We start from the raw sequence: 24,272 nt of genomic DNA, 5'->3' as shown, positions 1-24,272 counted from the left end.
AAATGGAAACCCGGGGGGAGAGGCAGGAAACTCAGTGCTCTGAAAGAGGCGAGAATGAAGTCTGTCAGGACCCTCGCCGGGATTGTCGCGATACCTGCGGGAACCGGGCTTTAATGCGGTCTGCAATGGTGTGGTGAAATTGATAGCCGCGCGGAGGGGATGGCGGGCTCGCCCGAAGTTGCCACGCGCAGGGTCCTCGACGGAGGCGAACGAGTAAGGCCGGTGCGTCATTCGCAATTTTTTCGACGCCGCCTGTCCGTCAGCATGCGGACCGAGCGTCATTGTGATGGCGGCCCGATGTAATTCACCCGCCTTAACCCCATGACGGAGGCTCATATGCAATACCTATTGATGATCTATTCGGAAGAAAACAGCTGGAACCAGATGACTGACAGCGAGCGGCAGCAAGGGGTCGCCGCCTATCAGGCGTACACCGAATCGTTGAAAAAAGCCGAGGCGCTGGTGGGCGCCAACCGGCTGCAGCACACGAACACGGCTACCACGGTGCGGCTCGTCGACGGCAAGCCGCAGGTGCTTGACGGACCGTATTCCGATTCGAAGGAGCAGCTCGCCGGCTACTACCTGATCGACGTGCCCAACCTGGACGCGGCGATCTCGTGGGCGTCGCGTTGTCCCGGCGCGGCACACGGCCTCATGGAGGTGCGCCCGGTCTGGACTGCCCCGTACGACGCGCCATCTGTTGCATGAGTCCGTCCGGCGGCGGCCGTGACGCTGACGGCGCCGCGCATTCGATTGCCGAGGCGGTCGCTCGCCGCAGTTATGGCAAGCTCGTCGCGCTGCTGGCGATGCGCACGCGCGACGTCGCCGCGGCCGAGGACGCGCTGGCCGACGCGTTTGCGGCCGCGCTCGCGGACTGGCCTAAGCGAGGCTGCCCCGCGAATCCCGAAGCGTGGCTGATGACGGTTGCGCGCCGCCGGGCGATCGACGGCGCACGCCATCGCCGCGTCGGCGACGAAGTGGCGAACCAGCTCACGATCCTCGCCGACGAGATCGACGAGCGTGAAGCAGGCATGTTGCCCGACCGGCGGCTTGCGCTACTGTTCGCGTGCACGCACCCTGCGCTCGAGGCCGCGATTCGCACGCCGCTGATGCTGCAAGTGGTGCTGGGGCTCGAAGCAAAGACGATTGCGTCCGCGTTCCTGATGTCGCCCGCCGCGATGAGCAAGCGCCTCGTGCGGGCGAAGAACAAGATCCGCGAAGCGGGCATTCCGTTCAGCGTACCGGAGCGCGAGGAGTTGCCCGGCCGGCTCGCTGCGGTGCTGGAAGCGGTCTATGCAGCGTATGCGGAAGGGTGGACCGATCCGGTCGGCGGCGATACCGAGCGGCGCGATCTCGCCGGCGAGGCGCTGTTTCTTGCGCAACTGCTGGTCGAACTGCTGCCCGAGGAGCCAGAGACGCTTGGTCTGCTCGCGCTGATGCTGTATGCGCAGGCGCGGCGCGATGCGCGACGCAATGCGGCCGGCGACTACGTGCCGCTGTCGGCTCAGGATCCGGCGACATGGGATGCGCCGATGATCGACGCAGCCAACGCACTGCTGCGGCGCGCGAACGCATTCAACGCAATCGGACGCTTTCAGCTCGAGGCCGCGCTGCAGTCGGCGCACGTCCACCGCTGCCGGACGCATCGCCCGAACTGGGACGAGATCGTGCAGCTCTACGATGCGCTGCTCGCGATTGCAGCGTCGCCGGTGGTCGCGGTGAACCGCGCGCTCGCGCAGGCGGAACGGGACGGCCCGCAGGCGGCGCTCGACGCGCTCGAGCCGTATGCGGACGATCCGAGGCTGGCCGACTACCAGCCGTACTGGGCCGCGCGTGCCGATCTGCTCGCGCGTGCCGGCGCGACGGCCGAAGCGCTCGGCGCGTACGATCTCGCGATCGGACTCGAGCGCGATCCGGCCGTGCGCCGGTTCCTGCAGCGCAAGCGCATCGAGCTGTTATCGGCGAGAAGTTAGATGGGCGCGTTGCGTTTGCCACGCGAGGTTGCAAGCCTCGCGCTGACGCGGCTCAGACCCCACGCTGCGCTGCGCGGTCCGGACCGTTCGGTTCCGTTCCCATCGGGACAGCTCCGTCTCGCGGTGCGCCACCTGCTGCCGCGCATGGTGGCCCCGATGGCGATCAACATGCCCGGTGCCGGTGGCACGCTGCCGAAGACTATTTGTAACGCGGCACGCAGCAGCCGCAGCCAGGTCGCGCGTGACTATTTTGTTTGGGTTGTGTGAACTTCGAACGCGGAGACGATGCCGTCAATCATTGCAGCGATGCGCGCGGTATGCCGAAGGTCTTGATGCGTGACGAGCCAGATTTCGTAGACCGCCCCACGTGCGGGTTCCGGCCATATCTGCACGAGGCCGTCGTGTTCAGCCAGATGTATCGGAAGCTCACCGATGCCGATGCCGGCCTTTACCGCGGTACGCAGCATGAGGCTGGAATTGAAGGTCGATACGATGCGCCCCGCATGTATCGGTTCGCCGGCAAGAGTCGGTGATCGATTACCGGTCCAGTTTCCCTGATAGACGACAAGATCGTGGCCCCCGAATGCGGAGCCAGCGGCGGGCTTGCCGTGCTGCTCGAGATAAGCATTCGATGCAAAGAGCGCCATGGGCCAGCGAGCCAGACGCCGCGCGACAAGATCGGGATTATCCGGTCTGACTGACCGGACCGCGATATCCGCTTCACGCTTTGCCAGATTGAGCATGCGCGTCGACGTGTCCAGCAGGACGCGCACTTCGGGATGCGCAGCATGCAGGCGTTCGATGGCGGGAAGCAGGAATTCGAGCGCGATCGAGTCGGTGCTGGTAACTCTTACGTCCCCCGCAAGCCGTGTATCCGTGCCTTGAGTTCGTCTGACGAGTTCGTGTGCGGAGTGTTCCATTTTCTCCGCTGATCTCAGCGCGGCCTCGCCTGCGGCGGTCAACGCGTAACCCTCAGAGGTGCGCAGGAAGAGCGTTGCACGTAGGGCGTGCTCTAGTGCCGCAATCCGTCTGCCGACGGTCGCCTGATCGAGATTGAGCGTCCTGGCCGCTCCACGGAGCGTTTTTTCGCGCTCCACGGCGAGAAACACTCGCGCGTCATCCCAGTTCATCGTGCCGCCCTCCTGATGCAAATTTGCATCTCACAGTGTGAATAATGCTGCGCATATTCATCAATGTCGATGCCTATACTGAACGCAAGAGTTCCTCGTTCAACGATCCGCCCGGATCAATCGAGCCCCATCTATAGAAGGAGTGGTATCCATGTCAGCTTCAACTTATCGTGTGCCGTCGTCCATGACGGCCATTGAAATCAAACAGCCCGGCGGTCCTGAGGTCCTGGTGCCGACTACGCGCCCGGTGCCGGTGCCGGCCGCCGATCAGGTTCTGATCCGCATCCACGCGGCTGCCGTGAACGGCCCAGACGTTTTCCAGCGCAAAGGGTTGTATGATCCGCCCCCCGGCGCTTCGGACATTCCAGGGCTGGAAGTGGCAGGTCAAGTGGTTGCCGTTGGCTCCGACGTGTCCCAATTCCGGATCGGCGAACTGGTGTGTGCATTGATTCCCGGCGGTGGCTACGCAGAATATGCAGTCGCACACGCCTGCAACACGATGCATATCCCCAAAGGCCTGACGTTGGTGGAAGCGGGGGCCATGCCCGAAACGTTTATGACGGTATGGCTGAACCTGTTCCAGCGCGGCAAGCTGGTTGCCGGCGAATCGGTGTTGATCCATGGCGGCGCGTCAGGTATCGGTACCACGGCGACCATGCTGGCGAAGGCATTCGGCGCTGCGAAAATCATCACGACAGTTGGCTCGCAGGCGCATCGGGAGGCCAGCCTGGCGCTAGGCGCAGACCTCGCGATAGATTATCGCGAGGAAGATTTCGTCGCCGAAACGAAGCGGTCTACCGATGGAAGAGGCGTCGACGTAATCCTCGACATCATTGCCGGCGACTACGTGGCTAGAAACTATGACGCCGCAGCCATGGACGGGCGGATCCTCCAGGTGGGCGTGATCAAGGGGCCGGCGAAGGATCTCAACATTGTGCCTATGTTGACTAAACGTCTAACGCATATGGGCTCGACATTGCGATCGCGCACATCCGCGGACAAGGCGACCATCATCAATGAACTGGAGCGGCAGGTCTGGCCGCACATCGAGAGCGGCAAGATCAAGCCGGTTGTCTACAAGACCTTTGCGCTTGCCGACGCTCGCGGCGCTCACGAGCTGATCGATTCCGGCACACACTTTGGAAAGATTGTCCTTACGACAGGTGCCGATCTCATTGGCTAAAGCCTGGCTTGCCGCCAAACCGGCAAGCCTCTTGCCGGTCTGGCGATGGAACATATACAGCTAACCTGTACAGATTGACTGTATGTATGCTATCGTCGGCTCATGGTCAAACAATCACGCACGTCCGAAACTCCCCAGTTGGCCGCCCTGGCTGGTGAGCTGCGCATTTCCCTGGGCAAACTGGTTCGACGGGTGCGGGAGCAGGCGCATCCGGGCGACTTCACATCCGCCCAGAAGTCGGTTCTCCACCGCCTGGATCGCGACGGGCCCGCAACCGTCTCCGCCCTCGCGCGGGCGGAGAGCGTGCGCCCGCAGTCCATGCGCGTCACGGTGGCCGGTCTGGAGGCTATGGGGGCCATCAGTGGCGAACCCGATCCGACCGATGGTCGGAAAACCCTGATCGCCCTGACCCCCACTTTCCGAAAAACCATCAAGGCCAGCCGGGCCGCTAAAGACGACTGGTTGTTCCGTGCCCTGCAAGCGCAACTGTCTCCCCAGGAACAGGACGCACTCGCGGCCGCGGTGAAACTGCTGCAGCGGCTCGCCGACTTCTGAGCCATTCCCAGACCCTTACAGGAAAAACATGGCCCTCACCACGCTCGATCCGAACACCGCCCTCATCGTCGTCGATCTGCAAAAAGGTATCGTCGGCTCCCCCTTCATCCACCACATAGACAAGGTCGTTGAGCGGTCGCGCGCACTGCTCAACGCGTTTCGCGAACGCGGCTTGCCGGTCGTGCTGGTCAACGTCGCCGGTGGAGCACCGGGCCGCACCGAGCGACCGCGCCACAGCGAACCGTTTCCCGCCGGGTGGACCGACTTTATCCCCGAACTCGACCAGCAGCCTCGCGACATCGTCGTGACAAAGCGGACCTGGGGCGCCTTCGCCAGCACCGACCTCGAAGACCGGCTGAAGGCGCTGGGCGTCACCCATGTCGTCGTCACTGGCGTCGCCACCGGGACCGGCGTCGAGGCGACCGCTCGCCAGGCATATGAGCAGGGATTCAACGTCACCCTGGCCCTCGACGCCATGACGGACGGGCGTCCCGAGGCGCACGACTACAGCATCGAGAACGTCTTCCCGAGGCTGGGAGAAACTGGCACGGCCCAGGAAATCGTCGATCTGCTCGGAACGAGGAGCGCCTGAAAATGGAATGGCTGCATCTCGTGTCCTACTTCTTCGCTGGTGCCTTTCTCGCGAACGCCGTGCCGCATTTTGTCAGCGGCGTGATGGGAGAGCCGTTCCAGAGCCCGTTCGCCAAGCCGCCGGGGCAAGGGCTTTCCTCCTCGACCGTGAACGTGCTCTGGGGCTTCTTCAATATCGTCGTCGGCTACGTGCTCGTTTGCCGCGTCGGCGATTTCGGATTGAAGATCACGGGCGATGTCGTTGCGTTCGGGCTCGGCATCCTGGCCATGGGGTTGCTTCTCGCGCGGCAATTTGGCCGCCTGCACGGCGGTTATAGGCCAGAGCGTTCATGACCGCAACGGCCACCGGCGTCTTTCGTTCGCTAAGGAGCTACAACTATCGGGTCTGGGCGGCCGGCGCGTTGGTTTCCAACGTGGGAACCTGGATGCAGCGCACGGCCCAGGACTGGCTTGTGCTCACCCAGCTTACACATCACAACGCATCAGCCGTGGGCATGGTCATGGCGCTCCAGTTCGGCCCCCAGCTTCTGCTGCTGCCCTGGACGGGCTTCGCGGCCGACCATTACAACCAGCGCAAGCTCCTGATCGCTACCCAGGCAACGATGGGCGCGCTTGCCCTGGCGTTGGGGGTACTCACCGTCACGGGCGTCGTCCAGCTCTGGCACGTCTATGTATTTGCCTTTCTGTCCGGCAGCGCGGCAGCATTCGATGCGCCCGTGCGCCAGACCTTCGTGGCGGAACTGGTTGGCGACGCGGATCTGTCGAACGCGGTCGCGCTCAATTCGACCTCGTTCAACGCCGCGCGGATGATCGGGCCTGCGGTTGCTGGTCTGGTCATCGCTTCGGTCGGCACCGGCTGGGCGTTCCTGATCAACGGCGCCAGTTTTGTCGCGGTTCTAGCCTCCTTGTCGTTGTTCCGCGTCTCCGAGTTGCGTGCGAACGCGAGGGCTCGCCGCACCAAGGGCGGCTTCACCGAGGGATTTCGCTATGTACGGTCCCGACCGGACCTCAAGGCAATCCTGGTCATGCTGTTCCTGATCGGCACGTTCGGAATGAACTTCCCGATCTTCATCTCGACCATGGCCGTCGGGGTCTTCCACACCGATGCGCGTGGCTATGGTCTCCTGTCATCGATCATGGCCATCGGCACGATCTCGGGCGCCCTGCTTGCCGCCGGTCGTGGCAGACCGCGGTTCATGTCGCTGTTGATCGGTGCCCTGACTTTCGGGCTGGGCTGCACGCTGGCCGCCATCGCCCCGAACTATTGGCTGTTCGCTGGCGCGCTGGTCGTCATCGGCGTGGCCGCCTTGACCTTCGCCAACGCGACCAACACCCTGATGCAGCTCTCGACCGAGCCGGCCATGCGAGGACGAGTGATGGCGCTCCGTCTCGGCATCGCGCTCGGGGGCACGCCGATTGGCGCGCCAATCGTAGGTTGGATCGCCGACCATCCCGGCCCGCGCTGGTCGCTCGGCATCGGCGCTGCATCGGGCTTTACCGCGGCCGTTGTGGCCGCTTACGCTTTGGCGCAGCAGGTTCATCGACCTCGTCAATGTGGACTGGAAGGGCACGACCTTCGTTGATGAGGCTGATGGAGGTCCACTTCCGAAGCCAGGCGGACGCTCCAATGTCCGCGTGAGCTCAATCTGTCCGCCCGCTTCTGGCCGGAACCTGTTCAACGATCAAACCTATCCAAGCTTCGGGCATCCCACGATAGGGGCGAGCCAGTCACAGGTGAAGGTCGGTGAGACGATCACTGTCATCGGCAGCGAATTCACTCCCCCCAACACGATCAGCTTCGTGCTCACCTGGAGCGACACAATCTCGGGCGCGATTGTTCGATCGGAAATCGAATGGGGACCGCAGGGCGGACCTACAGCAACCATCTCGATTCCGAGGCAGCCCTACAACAGTGGTAACGCATACCAGTTCACCAATCTGAACCCCAACCAGACCTATCAGTTCCGCGTGCGGGACTGGGACGAGACGACGTGTACGCCCTGGAGCGCCTGGAAAATCATCGCAACGCCGGGATCCACTGCAGATCAGGCAATGCTGGGGCTTGACAACGACTTCTCCGCGCCGCTGACAACGGTGGCCGTGCAACTGGACGGCACGTTCACGACGCCCATCACGATCCCGAACGGCACATCAACCGGTACTCACCTTCTGAACGCCCAGATGATGGGCGGCCCGGCGGCATGGCCCTTCAAACTCGACGTAATCGCGGCAAACGCGACATACACGCCCACAATCGAGCTGATCGATCCGGATACCCAAACCGTGGCGATCGGGACGGAAGTTGGGTTACCGTTCACCTTGCGCGGCAATGGCTGGGCACCTGGGCCCGTGAGCATCGCGGTTGATTCCGCCACTGGCCTATCGATCGGTCAGGTAAATGCCGGACCGGACACCAGGATTCCACCGACGACGTTCACCATGCCGCCGATTTCGTCGGGCCCCACCAATTCGTAGCCTGGCAAACAACGGGGGGAACACCGCAACCGCCACAGCGCCCTTCTTCAACCAGCAGGCACCCACGTAGCTGGGTGTTTTGCGGTAATTCAGTTGCCGCGGGTGTGCGAACCCGCGGCTTCGTCAGCTCGCGCGCGCGGAGTTTGCTGTCAATTGCCAGATTGAACATCGCGAGGTCGCGGGTCCTCCCCGAGGGCTGGAGCCGGATGCTGGACATGGAAGTGCCAGCAGGGCATGCGCTCCGGCCCCGAGCGCGTCTATGCGCAGCGGCCGATTTTCAGGCGCTTCGTTGCAGCGTCTTAACCACACTCATGCAAACCCGTGGCAAAGTATCCGGGGCCGATCTTGAGACGGTCCGCGCCGCAGGGTTCACCGATGCGAACATCGTCGAGATCATCGCCTTGAGCGCCCAGTTCATGCTGACGAACTTCGTCAACCATGCGTTCGAGAGCGGGATTGACTTCCCCGCCGTAGAAGCCGAAGTCGCATAGCAGCACGGGGAGCTTCGGCTCCCCTTATCCAGGAGACTCGCCATGCCCCGCACCATCGCCGAAAAACGCGCCGTCTTTCGTGAGTTGCACGCTTCCGGATGCTTCGTGCTGCCCAACCCTTGGGATATCGGTAGCGCTCGTTATCTGCAGAATATCGGCTTCAAAGCCCTGGCGACGACCAGTTCCGGATTCGCCTGGTCCGTCGGACACGCCGACAATACGTTGCCCCGCGAAGCGATCCTCTCGCATCTGCGGTCCATCGTCGAAGCAACGGACCTGCCCGTCAACGCGGATTTCGAGAACGGCTTCGGGACCGATCCAGACGGCGTCGCGGCAAGCGTCAAGCTGGCCGTCGATACCGGCGTCGCTGGCCTGTCGATCGAAGATTCGACTGGCGACTCCGATAACCCGCTCTTCCCCATCGACGTCGCCGTGGAGCGGATGAAGGCCGCACGCCGCGCCATCGACGAGGCAGGCAGCGATACGTTGCTGATCGGGCGGGCGGAGAACTTCTTCGCTGGCGTGCCGGATCTCGACGACACGATCGCGCGTCTGAAGGCGTACGCCGCCGCCGGCGCCGATTGCCTCTACGCACCGGGTATCGACACGCGCGAGCAGATTGAGGCAGTCGTCGCCGCGGTCGCGCCGAAGCCCGTGAATCTGCTGATCGGTTCGACCTCCGGCCTCACGCTCCAGGACGTGGCCGCACTCGGCGTGCGGCGCATCAGCGTCGGCGGTGCACTTGCCCGCACCGCGTGGGGCGGATTCATGCGCGCTGCACAGGCGCTGGCAGACGGCCGCTTCGATGGCTTTTTCGGGGCGGCCTCCGGCGCACAACTCAATGACCTTTTCCGGGACCGCGTGTGAAGTCTGCCGGCCAGGCGGCCCGCGTTTCCCTCACATGGAGATCACCGGAAAATCATCGTGCCGCTATCCGCCGCGATATTCTCGTGAGCACATCCGGCTGGAATAACCGTTCGCGACTGACGGTCTTGCATGGTGAGACGAGACAAAATCGGGAGGTCCAAAATGAACGTGATCGAATTGGCTCGCGAATCGGGCATGGCGGTCATCCTTGACGGCAGAATTGGTCGTGAGGAATACCAGAGCGTTTGCGGCTCACTATCAGCGCTCCAGCGATTTGCGGATGCCCTGCGTGCTGCGACGGCGAACGAATATTTCTGCCCTGTCAGCCCGCATACCGGGCGGTGCCGTTTCGGCTCAAGCCGCGCAGGTGATCGCCAGGGTGTCTCACACTCAGGACGTTCAGCTGACAAAAGTACGGCGGAGCACCCTTGCGGGTCTCCGCCGTTCCTGTTTGTGGGCGCGCCTTGCGTCACGCCCACGGGTCACTACAGCGCGAAGTACCCGGCACCGCTGGCCGTCGACATGTCAGCGCCCTGGATGCCAAAGTAAATCGTCTTGCCGTAGAAATACGGCATTCCGAGGTCGAGTGCCGGCGTTCCCAGCACCGCCAGATCGACTCCCGTGTTATCGAACGCCTTGTTCGTCGTGGTCAGCAGACTCAGCGCGTTGCCGATCGAGAAATTCGCCACCATCGCTCCCGTGACGCCGACGATCGTGGCGCTCTCCGCGGTGTCGGTCGCGGGACAGTACCACTGGTTCGGGGAGTTAAGCGGTGCGCCACATCCCGGGATCGTCGCATCGGTAAAGAAGTACACGCTCGACCCGCTGTCGAAAAAACTCGGCAGCGGGGTGCCCTTGTAGGTGGCCGAGACGTTTCCGTACGCGTCGGTGGCGAGCACCGTCGCGCTTCCGCGCGCGTTGTTCGCCTGGGTATTGATGCCGAATATGAGCGTGCCCGATATCGCGTTCGCGCCCGTCGCGGGCACCGCCGGAAACGTCAGTGCGATCCCGTTGTTGTCGGAGGCGAACGACAACACCGGATTGGTGACCTGGTTGGCCGGCTGCACGACGGCTGGCGAACAGGTCGTGCCAGCACATGCGTAGTAGTCCGTGTTCGCCAGGACCGTGCACGCCGTGCCGCAATCCTCGCGGAAGGTGTCCATCCCGATAATGCCCTTGGCAAGGAGCGTGGCCGTGCCTCCAGCACCCGCTGAAGTTCCAGTGCAGGGTACTGTCGCAAAGCTGTCGTTGATCAGCTGGGCCGTCAGTCCATGGGCAGTCTTGAGGCCGATGGTCAGGTCCAGTTTCGTCAGAGGCCCGAATGTAAATCCGCTGCCGAACTCTGCACATTCCGCGAGCGGATTGCCACTGGCCGGGTCCGCGACCGTAGGCAAGCCGAGATCCGAGGGCAGCGCCGACGACAGCAGCCGCAAGCCTGTGGACATCGAATCGACAAGGACGTGGTCAACCGTCGCGCAATTCGTCGTACCCGGCGCACAAACGGTAATGGTGACGTAAGGGACGTTCACCGCGCTATACGAGCCATCGATTGTCACCGGCACGGTATTGGCGCTCGAGACCGCCGGGGTTGCCGGGCTGCTGTTGCTCGCAGCGGGCGTTGATGCATCGCCACCGCCGCCGCCGCACGCACACAGTAGCAGGGCAAGCGAAAGTGCCCAGAAAAGATTTTTCATCGCAGGAGTCCTCTTAACGGATATCGGAAGGGGACATACCTGCGGGCAACTGTGCCGGCAGGTAGGCGACGCCGGCCAGCATATGCATGTGGCCGTAAGTCTGCACGACGAGGTCCGCTGCGTTCAGGGTGCGGCGCGACAGGCCGCTCGCGACTGATTCCGCAGCCTGCGATGCGCTGCCGGCGAAGCGGGCGTACGAGGCGCCGAGCAGTTGCTGAAGGTCCGGCTGGCGCGGGCCTTGCCAGACGACCCCGAAAACCTGATTGGTCGAGCTGTTCACGTATTCCCGCACGATAGTGCCCGACTCGAGCGTGACTGTATTGACCGTGAACGTCGTTGCGGTCGCGGCGGACGCGGAGGTGGCAGTGCCCGTTGCCGCGAAGGCGAGAAGCTGGGTCGGATGGATCGGCGTCCTCTGTTCGGACACGACGTTGGCTACGTGGTTGTCGGCGCCGGACAAGGGGGAGGTGCCAAGCGTGGCGCTTGCCGGCGTGCTTGCCGCAACGAGTGCCATCGCGCCCAGCGACAAAGCTGCGCGACGGAGTACGGGGGATGCGACGGGCATCCCCGTGCAATCCGGAATTGTCCTTCTCATTGGTCTCTCTCGAGTTCTTTGTGTGTTGGCCAAACTGACGAAGCCTGCGCAGTTCCACCGGCCGACCGGCGGGGCAGCAATTCATTGCCACGCTGTCGAATCAGCAGACCGAAAGGGCGGCTTTGCGACAGGGCATAACTCTACCTGGCAAACTGGCGTTTGCAAGCCGTCGACCGCCGAAAATTCAGCACTCGCGAACGCCGAACTGCAGATCGATGCCGCCTGAGGCGCAGTGCGCTAACCGAATTGGCAAAGAAAGAAACGTGTCGACCGGCGCGAAGGCTGCGTCACAGGGTCGGCAGAGAAAGTGCGCGGCTCGATGGAGCGACTTTGAGACGTAGCCGACTGTGCGCAATGCATCAGCGGTCGGCTTCCGTTTATCGGCAGGGCTGCGCCGCGCGAGGCGGCCTTCATGGAATGGGACTTCCAGTCGTTAGCAGAGGCGGAGCGCGTCGACTGCGTTGAGGATCCGCCCAAAGAGGTCGTCAGCGGCGGCCGGATTCAACCAGCGAACGATAACCGTCATCCGGCGGTCCGGCTCTACCCAGGTAAAGGAACTGCCAGCGCCGACGCCGAAATAACTCGACGCGGGCACACTCGGGAAAATCTTGCGGTCAGTATTGAGCCACACAAGATAGCCGTAGAACGGCGCGAGCGCGCACGGCGTACGCATGCGCGCGATCCATTCACGCGAGAGAATCCGCCGCCCGTCCACGACGCCCTCGTTCAGCAGCATCTGCGCCACCTTGAGCTGATCATTCGCGCTGACCGACATGCCGCCGCCCCAGTGCGTACCGCCCGGAACAGACTGCACGCGTCGCCCGTCGATCTCGACCCATGCGTTGTCATAGCCGACCCATTGCCAGTTTTCGCTCGCGCCGGCAGGGCGCATGATCGCTTCACGGAACACCTCAGGCAGCGGTTGCCGGAACAGGTGCAGCAGCGCCAGCGAAAACTGGTTGATACGCACATCGTTGTATTCCCAGTATGTGCCGGGGCGTTGCAACGGACGCAGGTCGCCCTTTTTGCCATCCGGCGGCGCGGCGAAGTTGACGGCCCGATAGTGGTCGGCCTGATCCGACAGGCCGAAACAGGTGCCTTGCCATTCGCTCGTCTGTTGAAGCAGTTGCGCCCATGTCACGTCGGCATTGTGTTCGTCGTCGAAGCCTGCGCCGGGCACCCGGACGCGCACGGGTTCGTCGACGTCCGGCAGCAGCCCGCGATCGTGGGCGACGCCGGCGAGCAATGCGAGGTACATCTTGGCAACGCTGAAGGTCAGATCGGCACGGTCGGGTTCGCCCCATGCGGTCAGCACGCGGCCGTCGACCGCGATCGTGCCGGATGCGGGACCGCGGTCATGTACCGGGCCGAGCAGCCGGTTCCACGGTGGCGGGTCGTTCACATGCACGCCCCACGCGCCATCGACGTGGCGATCCCAAAGCGACTCATGATCCACTGCGAACTGCACGGCTTGCTGCAAATCATCTTGCATAGGTAAAGTCCTGTCGGTTCAACGAAGTCATCTGGCCTAGCGCGCATTCAGGCGCGCACGTGCCCATACCAGAGTGAAAAGGCTGATGACGGCCGCGAGCATCAGATAGAGGCCGGGCGCGAGATTGTTGCCGGTTGCCGCGATCAGTGCGGCCACTGCCAGCGGTGTGAAGCCGCCGAACACGGTGGTGCCGATGTTGTAGCCGAGCGCCATGCCGGTCGTGCGCGTGCGGGTCGGGAAGAGTTCCGACATCAGTGCGGGAATGGGCGCGAAGTACGTAGCCTTCAATATGGCGACCCAAACGACCGCGGCAAGCAGCGTCGCGAGCGACGGGTGCGCGTTCATGAGCATGAACGCCGGATAGACGGTCGCGAAGAACAGGATGCCGGCGCCCAGCATGATGCGGGTGCGGCCGACCTTGTCGGACCAGTGGCCTACCATCGGTGTCAGTACCATCATGATGAAACCGGCCAGCAGCGTCGCGATGAAGCCGGACGACGGCGAGAGACCGAGTTGCCGCGACGCATACGTCGGCATGTACAGGAGCATGTAGTTGGCCGTGGTCGTCAGCACGAGCGAGCCGATCGACACGAGCACGCGCTCCTTCTGCGTTGCGAGCAACTCCCGCACCGGCGATGCGGACTTCTCCGCACGCTCGAACTCCGGTGATTCGTCGATGCGGCGGCGGATATAGAAGCCGACCGGCCCGATCAGCATGCCGAACAGAAAAGGAATGCGCCATCCCCAGCCTTCGAGCTGTGGCTGCGTCAGCACACCGGTCAGTACCGCGCCGAACGCGGAAGCGAGCAGCGTACTCGCACCCTGGCTCGAGAACTGCCAGCTTGCCATGAAGCCCTTACGTGCCGGTGCATGCTCGATCAGAAACGCCGTGGAACTGCCGAACTCGCCGCCGGCCGAGAAGCCCTGCAACAGGCGCGAAGCGAAAATGCCGATCGGCGCAAGCACGCCGATCGTTGCATAGGACGGCATCAGCGCGACCATGCCCGTGCCGAGCGTCATCATCGCAATGGACAGCGTGAGCGACGCTTTGCGGCCCTTGCGATCGCTAAACGAGCCGAGTGCCAGCGCGCCGATCGGACGCGCCAGATAAGACAACGCGAACGTGCCGAGTGTCAGCAGAAGCGACACGGTCCTGTCATTCACCGGAAAGAATATCCGCGACAGCGTGGTGGCGAAGTACCCGTACACGATCAGGTCGTAGAACTCGAGCGCGTTGCCGATGGAAGTCGCGAGGATCAGACGCGATACGCTCGCGTGCGACACGGGTTTGGCGATCGTACCAGCCGCGGCGGCGGAATCAATGCTCATGACGGTGTCCTCGTTGGTCTCCGGTGTAGCGCGGCGCGGGCGCGGGCGCGTGATGCGAAGTGATGTCGCGATCTTGGCGTGGACGATATTTGTGGACAATTACAATATTTGGCAGATATCGTTGCCGAAACGGCAAAGCGGAACAGCCTGAACGATATGGACAACACAGCACTGCGTTATTTTCTGGAAGTGGCGCGCAGCGGCTCGCTGAGCAAGGCATCGGAGCGGCTGTACGTTGCCGTGTCAGCGCTGAGCAGGCAGATCGCGAAGCTGGAGGAGGAAGTCGGCGCGGCGCTTTTCGAACGGCGGCCGCGCGGGATGGTATTGAGCGATGCCGGACGTTTGCTGGCCGAGCATGCGCGGCGCAGTCTGCTGGACACGGAGCGCGTGACCGAGGAGATTCGCGGGCTCGCCAACGGTGGCCGCGCGACGATTCGCGTGGCGAGTTCGGAGGGCGTTGCACCTCATTTTCTGCCACAGGTTTTCGCGCGCTTTCTGAAGACGCACCCGGCTACGCATTTCCAGCTCGACGTGTCCGCGCCGTCTGTTGCGACGCAGCGCGTCCGCGAGGGCACCGCCGATATCGCCGTATGTTTCAGCGTTGCGCCCGAGAAGGACATCAATGTGCTGTACTCGCAGCGCGCGCCGATCTTTGCACTGGTCAGGCGCGATCATCCGCTCGCGGCGCGCGAGTCCGTCTCGCTCGCGGACCTGATGCCGTGGCCGCTCGCGATAGACCATCAAGGCGTGACGATCCGCCAGCTATTCGATATTTCGTGCAGTCTTGAAGGCCTGCTGTTCGAGCCGGTGTTTGTCAGCAACTATCATACGGCGCTGCAAAGCTTCGTCTTGCAGACCGATGCCGTCACGCTGACAGGGTTCCTGACCGTGCGCAGCCGGCTGGAGGTGGATGGGCTCGCGGCTGTGCCGATTCGCAATCCCGAACTGCACCAGCGCACGCTCCAGATCCAGACGATGGCCGGCCGCACACTGCCGCAAGCGGTGCAGGCGTTCCTCGAATTGCTGACGGGCGCGATCGATAACCCCGCCCTGCTCGACTGAAGCGGCGTGAACCTGCATCCGGCGCGCGACAATGATCGAGCGTCCCCGTCACGCCTCGTGCATGAGGAGCAGGACCTTGCCTTGCCTGCCGCCGCTCGATGCTCTGAGCGGCGCGCGGCTCGTCTCCCGCGCGCCTTCGGCCTGGCCTATTGCGCTGCCGTGAGCTTCAATCCTGGCCGCAACGGCGGCGAGATCTCGTGCTGCCCCTTGCGGTCGTCGGATACCTGCTCGATGCCTTTCTTCAAAACTTCTTCGCAGAAGGCGATGCGTGTGCGGTAGTAGTCCGCATGCATTTGAGCGTCGAGGACACGCTGCTCGGCCTGAAACAATTCCATGCGTAGTTCGCTCAGCGCGCGTTCAGCATGTTTTTCGGGAGCAGGGGTGTGATGTGATGCCCAGTGGGTCAACCATCGCAGCATGATGAAGCCCTCCAGATTGCTGATGCTCTTGTGCCATGTCGAAAGGTGCCAGCGTTGTCGTACAACGCCCCGGTTCGATCGCGCACAAAGCTAGGCTATCAAAAATATCGGCAGCATCTGTGTGACTTTCCGCACGTGTTGCGAAAACGACGCACCGTGGATGAAGTGGACACGTTTTGATGTTGCTTATGCTCTCGAACGTGACGTGAGGTGACTGCAGATCGGGAAATACCCGATTGCCTGTTAGCGATGCACACTGGTCAGCGGAGCGCGCTATTTTGACGGCGCAAGGCGCCGATTTAAACTGATTGGCCTTACCGGGGCAGCCGTTCGCTGCAGTAAGCTGTTGCGCTCACGAAGTTCCCCGACATCGCGCCCACCTATCCATGTTCGAGCCCATCGTAAGCGAAATCGTCATATGAATCGCAGAAAGGCATTGCTTGCGTGCTCGCTGGGTGCGCTGCTGTGCCCGACGGAGTTTGCGCGCGCGACGGCGCGCCCGCCCCGCGTGGTCTTTCTCAATCCGGGAGAGGCGAAGGAGCGTGGCACGGGCCAGCATTGGCAACTCGTGTCGCAGTTCATGACGATCGCAGCGAAGACTTTCGATATGCAACTCGAGGTGCTGTACGCCGAGCGTGATCATTTGCTGATGATGCGCCAGGCCGATGAGGTCGCACGTCGAATCGATGCGCCGGACTACGTGGTGATCGTCAATGAAAAAATGGCCGCGCTGCAGATGCTCCGCTCGCTTGCGCACTCGCCGGCAAAGGTCATGGTCATTCACAATGACCTCACGGCGCGGCAGCGTCGGGAGGCGGGCAATGAGCGGCAGCAGATACCAAACTGGATCGGAACGGTCACGTCCAACGCGACGCGTGGCGCTTACCGTTTGATGGAATATCTCTGTCAACGTCTTGGCGGCGATGGCCCCAGGGTGATTGGCATCACAGGCGACCCCAACACGCCTGTTTCACTGGAGCGTGCCGCCGGCGTCGATGCTTACCTGTCCCGCGTGCCGCATGCACGAACCTGCCAGCTGGTATTCAGCGACTGGAGCTATGCGGACAGCGAGCAGAAGACGCGTGTGCTGCTTGCCCGCTATCCCGATGCGAATCTGCTATGGGCTGCGAACGATTCGATGACGCTGGGTGCGCTGAGCGCCGTCAATGAGCGCGGCGCCCGGGTGCTGGTTGGCGGAGTGGGTGCGCTGCAAGGCGCGCTCGACAGCGTGGCAAAGGGTGGACTACAGGCGATGGTCGGCGGCGACTACTTTATCGGCGCGTGGGCGATGGTCCTGCTGTATGACTATCACCACGGTCGCGATTTTGCGATCTCGGGAGGCGCGCGCCAGACGCTCGACTACCTGACTATCGTTCATCGCGGCAACGTTGCCCGCTTCAGCGAGGCGGTGTTCGATCGCAGCAATGCGCTGAACTTCAGGCAGTTCTCGAAAGTGGCAGGCTCCCTTTCCGGCCAGTACGATTTCAGCCTGGCGCGCCTGCTGGGCCTGTCCGCGAGCGCAGCATGATGCGCCCCTTCGCGCCGCTCATGCTGCGCTCGCTCAATTTGCACGCGAAGCTGATGCTTGCGCTCGCATTGCTCGTCGCGCTGGTGGCGGGCTCTTGCGCGTATTTCCTGATCGAGCATCAACGCGAGCAGAAATTCGTCGAACTCGAAGATCGTGCCGCGCGCATTGCCGACCTGCTAAGCCACTCGCTCGCCCTGCCGCTGTGGAATGTCGATCGGGCCGCGATCGGCAGCCAGCTCGCCGCGCTTGCACCGAACCCCGAGGTTGTGCAGTTCACCGTTACCGCAGCCAACTACGGGGTCATCGCCGCTGCAAAGGGCGCGCGTCGCATCGATCCGGCAAACGATGTGGTGAGGGTTCGTCCGATCGAATACCAGCCGCCAGGCGACGCCCCGCTCGAGAAGCTCGGCGAGATTCGCGTCGAGCTGTCCAGAGCCGTTGCCACGCAGGAGACCAGCGATGCCCGCCGCGCGATACTCGCAACGATAGCGGCGATGGTGGCGACGCTCTATGTCACGACGCTATATCTGCTTAACCGGATGGTGCGCAAGCCGATCAATCGTCTGGAGGAGATGGTCGATCGGATCGCAGGCGGCAATCTCGATGCGCGATGCGCTGTTGAATCGGATGACGAGATCGGACGGCTCGCCGCACGCGTGAACGCGATGGCGAGCCGCCTTCGCGAGTCGACGATGCGCCTCGGCGAAAGCGAAAGAATGTATCGCAGCATCGTCGAGAACGCGCTTGAGGGGATTTTTCGGCTCGACCGGAGCGGAAGACTCGAGGAGGCCAATCCGGCGATGGCGCGGCTACTGGGGTTCGAGAACCCCGAGGCGCTGGTGGCAGCCGGAGCGGGCGATGCCGCGAAGAGGCCGTTCTCGCCGCACCAGGTGGAGGTACTGTTCCGCGAGTTGAACCGGCACGGCGAGATCGCGGCGCTCGAGTTGCAGTTGCAGCGGCTTGACGGCGTCGGGATCTGGGTTCAGATGAGCGCGCGCGGTATAGCGGATCAGGACGGCCATCTGTCGTGCCTTGACGGATTGCTTGCTGACGTCACTTCGCGCAAGCACGCGCTGGAAAGTCTGCGCCGCCATCGGGATGAACTCGAACTCGAAGTCGGAGAGCGCAAGCGCACGGAGTTCGAACTGCGCGCCTCGCGCGAACAGCTTCAGCAACTCTCATGGCATCTGGAAGCGGTCCGGGAGGAGGAGAGAAAACGCATCGCCCTGGAGATACACGACGAACTCGGCCAGCTCCTGACCGCGCTGAAATTCGAAATTTCGCTCCTCAGAATGCGGATTTCCGGTGACGAAGAGGCGCTCGGCAAGGCCGACAGCATGCGCGAACTGGTCGAGAAAACGATGTGGGTGGTACGCAATGTCGTGAATTACCTGCGTCCGGCGGCACTCAACTTCGGCATCGTCTCGGCCCTGGAATGGCTCGCAGAGGACTTCAACCGGCGCCATAGCATCCGCTGCCAGGTCGTGACCGACGGGGATGAACCGGCGTTGCCGGACTCACAGGCGACGGCGGTTTTCCGGATTGCCCAGGAATCACTGACCAACGTGGCGCGGCACTCGGGCGCGTCACATGTGATGCTAACCCTCAGTGCAAGCGACGCATCTTTCGACCTTCAGATCAAGGACGACGGCTGTGGTTTCCACATCGATGCAGTATCGGCGAAGCGACGACACTCCTACGGTCTGCTCGGCATGGCTGAACGCGCACGGCTGATCGGCGCCGAGCTTTCGATCGAGAGCTCACCCGGAACAGGTACGGTCGTTTCACTTCACATTCCGCTGCTGGACGTCGTACGCTAACCAGCCGCCTCGATCAGCGGACGCGCCCTCCGCCGTTGCGTCGACACCTGACATGAACGTCATGGCCGGAACGACACACCCACGCGCGCGAACGTGCACTACCGTGTGTCGCCATCCGGGCGATAGCCATCCGTCAACGTCTTCATGAACGCGATGATGTCCTCGATGTCTGCCTTGCTCATGGCGGGCACGTCGCCGCGCTTTCGATCGAATGGCGCGTCGCTCGTGTCGATGTTTGCACGGTATTTACGCGGTAAATCGTCATATTTGTTGGCGCTGCCGCGGGCATCGCGCGGATAGATCTTTGCCGGGTCGACGTCGCGCAGGTTGTAGAACACGAGCACCTGCTCGAGCGTCCGGTAGACGCCGTTATGAAAGAACGTGCTGCGCGTGGCGACGTTGCGTAGCGTCGGCGTGAGGAACATTCCGCAGTATTGAGTCTGCGCCGAAAGATCCTTGCGGTAAGGGCCGCAGATGCCCATGTCGTAGAAGTGCGGATTCCGGTTCGCGGCAAGCTTCAGGTTGCGCGGCGGCCCGAGCGCTTCGTACTGGTCGTCGGTGAAGAGCGGCGGCAAGCCGTCGCTGCTGGGCTTCGAAAGATGGCAGCCGGCACAGTTGGCCTTTTTGGCATCGTTGAACAGATGCAGACCGCGCAATTCAGCCTGGGTGAGGCGCGCTTTCCCTTCGAGCCAGTAATCGTATTTGCTCGTGTAGGGGTGAAACGACGGATCCTCGATCTGATAGCGCGCCACGGCGAACATCGCCTCGGATAGCAGAATCCGCCGATTCTCGAAGACGTTCTCTCCGAACAGCTGGGTGAAGAGCGTTCGGTAGGTGCCCCGCTCGAGTTTGACCGCGACGTCTTCGATGCGCCGATTCGCCATCTCGGCAGGATCCAGCAACGGGCCAAAGGCCTGTGATTGCAGTGTATCGGCGCGACCGTCCCAGAAGAGGCCGCCTTGCGGCACCATCGCCGGGGCGGCGGGCGCCACGCCGGCGGTTTTCTGCGCGCGCACAGTAACACTGGCCTGCGCTGCAGCCTGTGTGAGATCGACCGGTGTATCCGCATCTGCCTGATCGGGGCCGATGCTGAAATTCGGTTGACGGTACAGGTACATCAGCGATGGCGGCGCCCGGTCGCCTTCGAGCGTCATCGCCGGGCCGCCGAGCTGAACGGGGCGTGCATTCGGCGGACCGTATGAGTGCTGCGGGCTGTGGCACGACGCACACGACAGGCGGCCCGAAGCCGATAACGTCTGATCGAAGAAGATCTGCTTGCCGAGCTGCGCCATCGCGCTCAATGGCGCCGTCGGTGGGCGCTGCAGTTGAATGGGGTGCGGATTTGCACCGCTCGCGTCGACGATCCTGTCGTCGTGCGCGGGCGCCGGCTGCACCGGTTGTGCCGGTTGCGCGTGCGCGAGTACCCACGCGCAAAGGCCAACGGGAAGGACGGCAACCGCGGTCGCCATTGAAACGAGTGCGCGCCTGCGCAACGTTCGGGCTGTGATGTGGTTACGTGCCGCGGATTGCTCGTGTTCGGATGAGTGCATCGTATCGAAGGCAGGCCGGCATGCGGTCTATCGGGGAAGTGGCCACAGCCCTGAAACAGCGGGGCTGTGGCCAACGCTTGTCATCGTGGCGCGGAGTTGTGTACTACTGCGCGTCAGATGTGCGGAGGCGTATCGACGGGCGAGCCAGTGGCCGGATCGAGGAAGAGCCTGGCGTCATGGCGGTCATCGCCGCGGCGGTTGAAATCGAACATGCCCATGATGCTGCCAGCCTTCGCGTCGAACGAGCCGCCGCCGATGCGTTTGCCGTCAAGCCAGTTGTCTTCGATGAAGCGCACTACGGACGACTGATCGATCAGCGTATGGTCGACATGATTTTCCTTGGCCCACGGCGAAATCACGACGAACGGGATGCGTGTGCCCGGGCCGCAGCGGCCGTTCACAGGTTTGCCGTTCAAGCCGTCGGGGGCTGAGCCCGAGCCGCAGATACCGGGGGCGTTCAGCTGGTCGGCGACCGGGTCGAACGAGGCGCTCGTCGTCGTCGCAAAGGCGTGGTCGTACCAGCCGTCGGAGTCATCCCAGGCTACGATGACGGCGGTGTCGCGCCAATCCCGCTGTTCCTGAAGGAAGTTGACAACCTTCGTGACGAACGCCTGCTCGTCGAGCGGATCGGAGTAGCCTGCGTGGCCATCCTGAAAGGCCGGCGCCTTCAGGAAGCTCACCGACGGGAAATTGCCCGCGCGTACGGCATCGAAGAAATCGTCGGTGTCGTACTGGTGATTGGCAGGGTCGACGGTTCCGCCATTCGGCTCGTTGGTGTGTCCGATGGCCCGAACGGAACTCGGGCGCAAATGTTTCGGGTTCGACGTCGACGCGTAATACTGGAACCAGTTGTGGTGCGGAATGTAGTCGGAGGTGGCGGCACCGACGACCGTCGACAGCGTGCTGCGCTTGCATCCGGTCGTTCCGTTGCTGTTCACGGTTGCCAGGTTGAAGCCGCCCATAAAGCCGCCCCATGAGATGTCGCGCGAGTTCAGCAGGTCGCCGATATTCTTGCCCGTCATCTGCGCGGAATCGGTCGTGCTCGAGCAGGCGTCGTAGGCGGGATCGACGTCGTTGATCATCGTGAACCCACCCTGACCGTCGTTCACGTAGTACGAACCAGCGACCGACGGTTGCTTCGTCGTCAGGACAACCTTCATGCCGTTGGTCTGTCCTGAGACGACTTCGAGCGCGCCAGGCGTCGACGGGCCATAGGTCGACGTGTAGGCGTTATCGCTCATCGCGAATTTCTGTGCGTAGTTCCAGAGCGCCGTGACCGTGTTGCCGTCGTAATAGCCCATCACCTGGCCCGACGTGCCGAACGCGCCGGCGCCGCCGCTCGTGCCGCGGCCCGTGTATTTCGGAAAGAGGTCCGCCGAGCCGTTGTCATACGCCTGCTCCTCGGCCGTGTACGCATGGTTCTGGTCGGCCGTGGCCGCCTGCGTGCGATCGAGGCGGAACGGGTTGGCTGCGCCAGCGCCGTTGGCCGGATTCGTATAGTTAGGGTTCTGGGTGAGCAATGCACCCGACAGGCCGTTCACCTCGGGCGTACCGGGCGTCGCATTGAACGCGGGTTCTCCGGGCGGGTTCGTCGCATGGGGGTAGGTCGCGAAGTAATGATCGAACGACACGTTTTCGCCGTAGATCACGACCAGGTGCTTGATGGGTGTTGCGGTACGGACTTCTTGCGGCCGGGGATCGGGCCGGTTCCTGTCCTGGTCTTCGCTGGCGCTCCATGCAACCGTCGACGCAAGTGCGGCGGCTGTGAGCGAAAAGAGGGCTATCTGACGCCAAGGCATTTTGTGGCTCCTAGTTGTGTTGCCAAGATAACCACGGCGCCCGGGAAAGGCTCATCTAAACCGCATCACAATGCTGATCCCGATCGGACGAGAGACGGCTAGGCGGTGGTCGGTTCGAAGAAGCGGGAACCATTAGAGCACCTACGTATGAATGCTTGGCGTCTGGAGGCTTTCAGATTGGTTTCAATCGGTCCCTATCAGGGTGTCGGGAGTATTCAGGTGGTAGCGGCTGGAGGAAACGGCTCCCAAAAATTGCATTCGATAGCGCCGCTTCGACGCAAGGCAGGCGCGGCTTTTGCGCTTTTGCCGCGAAAAGAATAGATTGGATCGCGACGGCATTTGTTGGCGGCGTTTGACCAACCCACTCCGTGTCGAGGTAGAAATGAAAGCGAATGGAATAAAGGCTTTGTTGACGATGGCTTGTATGGGTGTCGCGCTTTCGTCATACGCTCAGTCGAGCGATGTCGCGCCAGGCGGCGAGATGTCGTCGGGAGCGGCCACTGCGAAGACCCCTGCGCAGACCGATCGCGCACTTGCACGCGCAGTTCGTCGCGCCTTGGCAAGGGCTCAGGGGTTTGACGTATCGGGTGTCTTCGTCCGTGCGCGCGGTGGCGCGGTGACGCTCAGCGGCACGGTTCGTACCAGTGATCAGATTGCTCAGGCGGAGCGGGTTGCTCACACGGTTCAAGGGGTGAACTCAGTTTCGAACAAGTTGACGCTGTTTCACGGCGGGAACGGGTAGCGCCGCTTATCCCTATGCCGTTTCCGCGCCTGAACACCCGCAGCCGGCGTGATGAGCGTGGCCAGCGTTGCTGTCGTCCCAGGCCGAACCGAGAATGATCTGGCAGAAATTCAGGCGCTTGTAGGTCGGATCACGAAGTTCGAGTACATCGGCCTTGACGTTGCCGAACGTGGTTTCGGGCTTGCTGATTGTGCCGTGCGCGAACGCGTCGATGATGTCGTTCTTGAAGGTCTGCTCGCGCGGATGGGCGGCAACAACCTGGATCCGTTGTTCTTCGCTGAATTCGTAATAGGCGAGCCCAAGCACATCCATCTCGACACCCGCCGTTACCAGCGCGACAACCGGCTTCATATGTTCGGGCACGCCTGGCGTCGTATGCAACGCGATGGCCATCCATACCTGCTCGATGTCGTATTCGTTCGCGCCGTACTGCTTGAGGAAGTCGCGCGCTGCGTTCGCGCCATCCACTTCGAAGCGGTTCGTCTGGCTGCTGTATGCATCGACGAGTCCCATGTCATGAAACATTGCGCCGATATACAACAACTCCGGGTCGTACTTGAGCTTCTTGCGTTCACCCGCCAGCGCACCGAACAGATACACACGGCGGGAATGGTTGTAGAGCAGATCCGGCTCTGTGTCGCGCACCAGTTCAGTGGCCGCGCGCGCCATGATGCTGTCGGGTATCTTGATGCCTGCAATGGTGGTAGTCATTTGATTTTCCTCGATAGGAGACGGAAAGTTGAGTGAATCGTTAGCGGGCGTCGTAACCGTTGACAGTGAAGCGACGCGATGGAGATCAGTATTGGCGAACACCCTGCGGCGGACAACGAATAAGGACCGTTGAAGAGTGCCAAAGTGACGCGATTTTCTGCCATGTCCACGTCGCGGGGTATTGGCAGCGTATGTCACAACGCGCAGAGCGCTGTACGCCAGCTGCTGGAACTCAGCGACGCGCCACTTGAGGCGGTGGCCTGGAA

General features: G+C 62.6%; 24 protein-coding genes. 15 read left to right on the top strand and 9 right to left on the bottom strand.

Annotation, left to right across the window (positions count from 1 at the left end; translation table 11 throughout):
• Positions 1–336 precede the first annotated feature (336 nt).
• The 3 genes from P3T23_RS01595 to P3T23_RS01585 are packed head-to-tail and all read left to right on the top strand — an operon-like array spanning position 337 to position 2,240.
• Positions 337–708, top strand: a complete 372-nt coding sequence (locus tag P3T23_RS01595) for a YciI family protein (protein ID WP_429314438.1) — start codon at positions 337–339, stop codon at positions 706–708.
• On the top strand, positions 705–1,973 hold the full coding sequence (locus P3T23_RS01590) for an RNA polymerase sigma factor (protein ID WP_429314437.1): 1,269 nt from the start codon (positions 705–707) through the stop codon (positions 1,971–1,973). Before P3T23_RS01595 ends, P3T23_RS01590 begins: the two co-directional genes overlap by 4 nt.
• On the top strand, positions 1,974–2,240 hold the full coding sequence (locus tag P3T23_RS01585; RefSeq protein WP_429314436.1) for a hypothetical protein: 267 nt from the start codon (positions 1,974–1,976) through the stop codon (positions 2,238–2,240).
• Here P3T23_RS01585 and P3T23_RS01580 read toward each other — a convergent pair.
• Positions 2,219–3,103, bottom strand: coding sequence for a LysR family transcriptional regulator (locus P3T23_RS01580; protein WP_429314435.1), 885 nt, complete (start codon positions 3,101–3,103; stop codon positions 2,219–2,221). The genes P3T23_RS01585 and P3T23_RS01580 overlap by 22 nt on opposite strands.
• Positions 3,104–3,254: 151 nt before the next feature.
• On the opposite strand from P3T23_RS01580, the gene P3T23_RS01575 reads away from it, so the two are divergent.
• From P3T23_RS01575 to P3T23_RS01540, 8 genes are all read left to right on the top strand, one after another.
• Entirely contained in the window at positions 3,255–4,286 is a 1,032-nt protein-coding gene (locus P3T23_RS01575; RefSeq protein WP_429314434.1) for an NAD(P)H-quinone oxidoreductase, read from the top strand.
• 102 nt (positions 4,287–4,388) lie between these two features.
• Positions 4,389–4,841: a MarR family winged helix-turn-helix transcriptional regulator gene (locus tag P3T23_RS01570; RefSeq protein ID WP_429314433.1), complete on the top strand. Its 453-nt coding sequence runs from the start codon at positions 4,389–4,391 to the stop codon at positions 4,839–4,841.
• 28 nt (positions 4,842–4,869) lie between these two features.
• Complete coding sequence (locus P3T23_RS01565; RefSeq protein WP_429314432.1) at positions 4,870–5,433, top strand: isochorismatase family protein; 564 nt, start codon at positions 4,870–4,872, stop codon at positions 5,431–5,433.
• A 2-nt stretch (positions 5,434–5,435) separates the two neighbouring features.
• Positions 5,436–5,765, top strand: a complete 330-nt coding sequence (locus P3T23_RS01560) for a hypothetical protein (RefSeq protein WP_429314431.1) — start codon at positions 5,436–5,438, stop codon at positions 5,763–5,765.
• Positions 5,762–7,015 (top strand): MFS transporter, encoded by a 1,254-nt coding sequence (locus tag P3T23_RS01555; RefSeq protein ID WP_429314430.1) that lies wholly within the window; start codon positions 5,762–5,764, stop codon positions 7,013–7,015. Before P3T23_RS01560 ends, P3T23_RS01555 begins: the two co-directional genes overlap by 4 nt.
• Positions 6,987–7,907, top strand: a complete 921-nt coding sequence (locus tag P3T23_RS01550; protein ID WP_429314429.1) for a fibronectin type III domain-containing protein — start codon at positions 6,987–6,989, stop codon at positions 7,905–7,907. Before P3T23_RS01555 ends, P3T23_RS01550 begins: the two co-directional genes overlap by 29 nt.
• 206 nt (positions 7,908–8,113) lie before the next feature.
• Entirely contained in the window at positions 8,114–8,398 is a 285-nt protein-coding gene (locus tag P3T23_RS01545) for a hypothetical protein (protein WP_429314428.1), read from the top strand.
• A 42-nt stretch (positions 8,399–8,440) separates the two neighbouring features.
• Positions 8,441–9,265: an isocitrate lyase/PEP mutase family protein gene (locus P3T23_RS01540; protein WP_429314427.1), complete on the top strand. Its 825-nt coding sequence runs from the start codon at positions 8,441–8,443 to the stop codon at positions 9,263–9,265.
• Positions 9,266–9,750: 485 nt separating this feature from the next.
• Here P3T23_RS01540 and P3T23_RS01535 read toward each other — a convergent pair whose 3' ends face one another.
• From P3T23_RS01535 to P3T23_RS01520, 4 genes are all read right to left on the bottom strand, one after another.
• Positions 9,751–10,959, bottom strand: coding sequence for a DUF3443 family protein (locus P3T23_RS01535; RefSeq protein ID WP_429314426.1), 1,209 nt, complete (start codon positions 10,957–10,959; stop codon positions 9,751–9,753).
• A 13-nt stretch (positions 10,960–10,972) separates the two neighbouring features.
• Positions 10,973–11,524 carry a DUF2844 domain-containing protein gene (locus P3T23_RS01530; protein ID WP_429314425.1) on the bottom strand — a complete coding sequence of 184 codons (552 nt, stop codon included), beginning with the start codon at positions 11,522–11,524 and terminating at the stop codon, positions 10,973–10,975.
• Positions 11,525–11,987: 463 nt separating this feature from the next.
• Positions 11,988–13,046: a serine hydrolase domain-containing protein gene (locus P3T23_RS01525; RefSeq protein WP_429314424.1), complete on the bottom strand. Its 1,059-nt coding sequence runs from the start codon at positions 13,044–13,046 to the stop codon at positions 11,988–11,990.
• Positions 13,047–13,082: 36 nt separating this feature from the next.
• Positions 13,083–14,375 carry an MFS transporter gene (locus tag P3T23_RS01520; protein ID WP_429314423.1) on the bottom strand — a complete coding sequence of 431 codons (1,293 nt, stop codon included), beginning with the start codon at positions 14,373–14,375 and terminating at the stop codon, positions 13,083–13,085.
• A gap of 156 nt (positions 14,376–14,531) precedes the next feature.
• Between P3T23_RS01520 and P3T23_RS01515 the strand changes: the two genes are divergently transcribed.
• Positions 14,532–15,437, top strand: a complete 906-nt coding sequence (locus P3T23_RS01515) for a LysR family transcriptional regulator (RefSeq protein ID WP_429314831.1) — start codon at positions 14,532–14,534, stop codon at positions 15,435–15,437.
• A 146-nt stretch (positions 15,438–15,583) separates the two neighbouring features.
• Here P3T23_RS01515 and P3T23_RS01510 read toward each other — a convergent pair whose 3' ends face one another.
• Entirely contained in the window at positions 15,584–15,856 is a 273-nt protein-coding gene (locus P3T23_RS01510; RefSeq protein WP_429314422.1) for a hypothetical protein, read from the bottom strand.
• Between the two features lie 418 nt (positions 15,857–16,274).
• On the opposite strand from P3T23_RS01510, the gene P3T23_RS01505 reads away from it, so the two are divergent.
• Positions 16,275–17,384 carry an ABC transporter substrate-binding protein gene (locus P3T23_RS01505; protein ID WP_429314421.1) on the top strand — a complete coding sequence of 370 codons (1,110 nt, stop codon included), beginning with the start codon at positions 16,275–16,277 and terminating at the stop codon, positions 17,382–17,384.
• Positions 17,381–19,204 carry a HAMP domain-containing protein gene (locus tag P3T23_RS01500; protein WP_429314420.1) on the top strand — a complete coding sequence of 608 codons (1,824 nt, stop codon included), beginning with the start codon at positions 17,381–17,383 and terminating at the stop codon, positions 19,202–19,204. The genes P3T23_RS01505 and P3T23_RS01500 overlap by 4 nt, the downstream gene beginning before the upstream one ends.
• Positions 19,205–19,302: 98 nt before the next feature.
• Here P3T23_RS01500 and P3T23_RS01495 read toward each other — a convergent pair whose 3' ends face one another.
• Together P3T23_RS01495 and P3T23_RS01490 are read right to left on the bottom strand one after the other, a co-directional pair.
• Entirely contained in the window at positions 19,303–20,754 is a 1,452-nt protein-coding gene (locus P3T23_RS01495) for a cytochrome-c peroxidase (RefSeq protein ID WP_429314419.1), read from the bottom strand.
• A 113-nt stretch (positions 20,755–20,867) separates the two neighbouring features.
• A complete protein-coding gene (locus tag P3T23_RS01490; RefSeq protein ID WP_429314418.1) occupies positions 20,868–22,553 on the bottom strand; it encodes a phospholipase C in 1,686 nt (561 codons plus the stop codon).
• A gap of 382 nt (positions 22,554–22,935) precedes the next feature.
• Between P3T23_RS01490 and P3T23_RS01485 the strand changes: the two genes are divergently transcribed.
• On the top strand, positions 22,936–23,295 hold the full coding sequence (locus tag P3T23_RS01485; RefSeq protein ID WP_429314417.1) for a BON domain-containing protein: 360 nt from the start codon (positions 22,936–22,938) through the stop codon (positions 23,293–23,295).
• Positions 23,296–23,307: 12 nt separating this feature from the next.
• Here P3T23_RS01485 and P3T23_RS01480 read toward each other — a convergent pair whose 3' ends face one another.
• Positions 23,308–24,006 carry an HD domain-containing protein gene (locus P3T23_RS01480; RefSeq protein WP_429314416.1) on the bottom strand — a complete coding sequence of 233 codons (699 nt, stop codon included), beginning with the start codon at positions 24,004–24,006 and terminating at the stop codon, positions 23,308–23,310.
• Positions 24,007–24,272 lie beyond the last annotated feature (266 nt).

The organism is Paraburkholderia sp. GAS448, from assembly GCF_050435685.1.
Lineage (GTDB): Bacteria > Pseudomonadota > Gammaproteobacteria > Burkholderiales > Burkholderiaceae > Paraburkholderia.
This window is presented reverse-complemented; position numbering and strand designations above follow the sequence as displayed.

Excerpts from the sequence above, each read along its gene's own strand:
- P3T23_RS01505 (WP_429314421.1), top strand. The coding sequence starts at position 16,275 with ATGAATCGCAGAAAGGCATTGCTTGCGTGCTCGCTGGGTGCGCTGCTG.
- P3T23_RS01510 (WP_429314422.1), bottom strand. The coding sequence starts at position 15,856 with ATGCTGCGATGGTTGACCCACTGGGCATCACATCACACCCCTGCTCCC.
- P3T23_RS01500 (WP_429314420.1), top strand. The coding sequence starts at position 17,381 with ATGATGCGCCCCTTCGCGCCGCTCATGCTGCGCTCGCTCAATTTGCAC.
- P3T23_RS01560 (WP_429314431.1), top strand. The coding sequence starts at position 5,436 with ATGGAATGGCTGCATCTCGTGTCCTACTTCTTCGCTGGTGCCTTTCTC.
- P3T23_RS01585 (WP_429314436.1), top strand. The coding sequence starts at position 1,974 with ATGGGCGCGTTGCGTTTGCCACGCGAGGTTGCAAGCCTCGCGCTGACG.
- P3T23_RS01520 (WP_429314423.1), bottom strand. The coding sequence starts at position 14,375 with ATGAGCATTGATTCCGCCGCCGCGGCTGGTACGATCGCCAAACCCGTG.
- P3T23_RS01525 (WP_429314424.1), bottom strand. The coding sequence starts at position 13,046 with ATGCAAGATGATTTGCAGCAAGCCGTGCAGTTCGCAGTGGATCATGAG.
- P3T23_RS01565 (WP_429314432.1), top strand. The coding sequence starts at position 4,870 with ATGGCCCTCACCACGCTCGATCCGAACACCGCCCTCATCGTCGTCGAT.
- P3T23_RS01570 (WP_429314433.1), top strand. The coding sequence starts at position 4,389 with ATGGTCAAACAATCACGCACGTCCGAAACTCCCCAGTTGGCCGCCCTG.
- P3T23_RS01485 (WP_429314417.1), top strand. The coding sequence starts at position 22,936 with ATGAAAGCGAATGGAATAAAGGCTTTGTTGACGATGGCTTGTATGGGT.
- P3T23_RS01480 (WP_429314416.1), bottom strand. The coding sequence starts at position 24,006 with ATGACTACCACCATTGCAGGCATCAAGATACCCGACAGCATCATGGCG.
- P3T23_RS01580 (WP_429314435.1), bottom strand. The coding sequence starts at position 3,103 with ATGAACTGGGATGACGCGCGAGTGTTTCTCGCCGTGGAGCGCGAAAAA.
- P3T23_RS01555 (WP_429314430.1), top strand. The coding sequence starts at position 5,762 with ATGACCGCAACGGCCACCGGCGTCTTTCGTTCGCTAAGGAGCTACAAC.
- P3T23_RS01595 (WP_429314438.1), top strand. The coding sequence starts at position 337 with ATGCAATACCTATTGATGATCTATTCGGAAGAAAACAGCTGGAACCAG.
- P3T23_RS01530 (WP_429314425.1), bottom strand. The coding sequence starts at position 11,524 with ATGCCCGTCGCATCCCCCGTACTCCGTCGCGCAGCTTTGTCGCTGGGC.
- P3T23_RS01535 (WP_429314426.1), bottom strand. The coding sequence starts at position 10,959 with ATGAAAAATCTTTTCTGGGCACTTTCGCTTGCCCTGCTACTGTGTGCG.
- P3T23_RS01495 (WP_429314419.1), bottom strand. The coding sequence starts at position 20,754 with ATGCACTCATCCGAACACGAGCAATCCGCGGCACGTAACCACATCACA.
- P3T23_RS01575 (WP_429314434.1), top strand. The coding sequence starts at position 3,255 with ATGTCAGCTTCAACTTATCGTGTGCCGTCGTCCATGACGGCCATTGAA.
- P3T23_RS01590 (WP_429314437.1), top strand. The coding sequence starts at position 705 with ATGAGTCCGTCCGGCGGCGGCCGTGACGCTGACGGCGCCGCGCATTCG.
- P3T23_RS01490 (WP_429314418.1), bottom strand. The coding sequence starts at position 22,553 with ATGCCTTGGCGTCAGATAGCCCTCTTTTCGCTCACAGCCGCCGCACTT.
- P3T23_RS01540 (WP_429314427.1), top strand. The coding sequence starts at position 8,441 with ATGCCCCGCACCATCGCCGAAAAACGCGCCGTCTTTCGTGAGTTGCAC.
- P3T23_RS01515 (WP_429314831.1), top strand. The coding sequence starts at position 14,532 with ATGGACAACACAGCACTGCGTTATTTTCTGGAAGTGGCGCGCAGCGGC.
- P3T23_RS01545 (WP_429314428.1), top strand. The coding sequence starts at position 8,114 with ATGCTGGACATGGAAGTGCCAGCAGGGCATGCGCTCCGGCCCCGAGCG.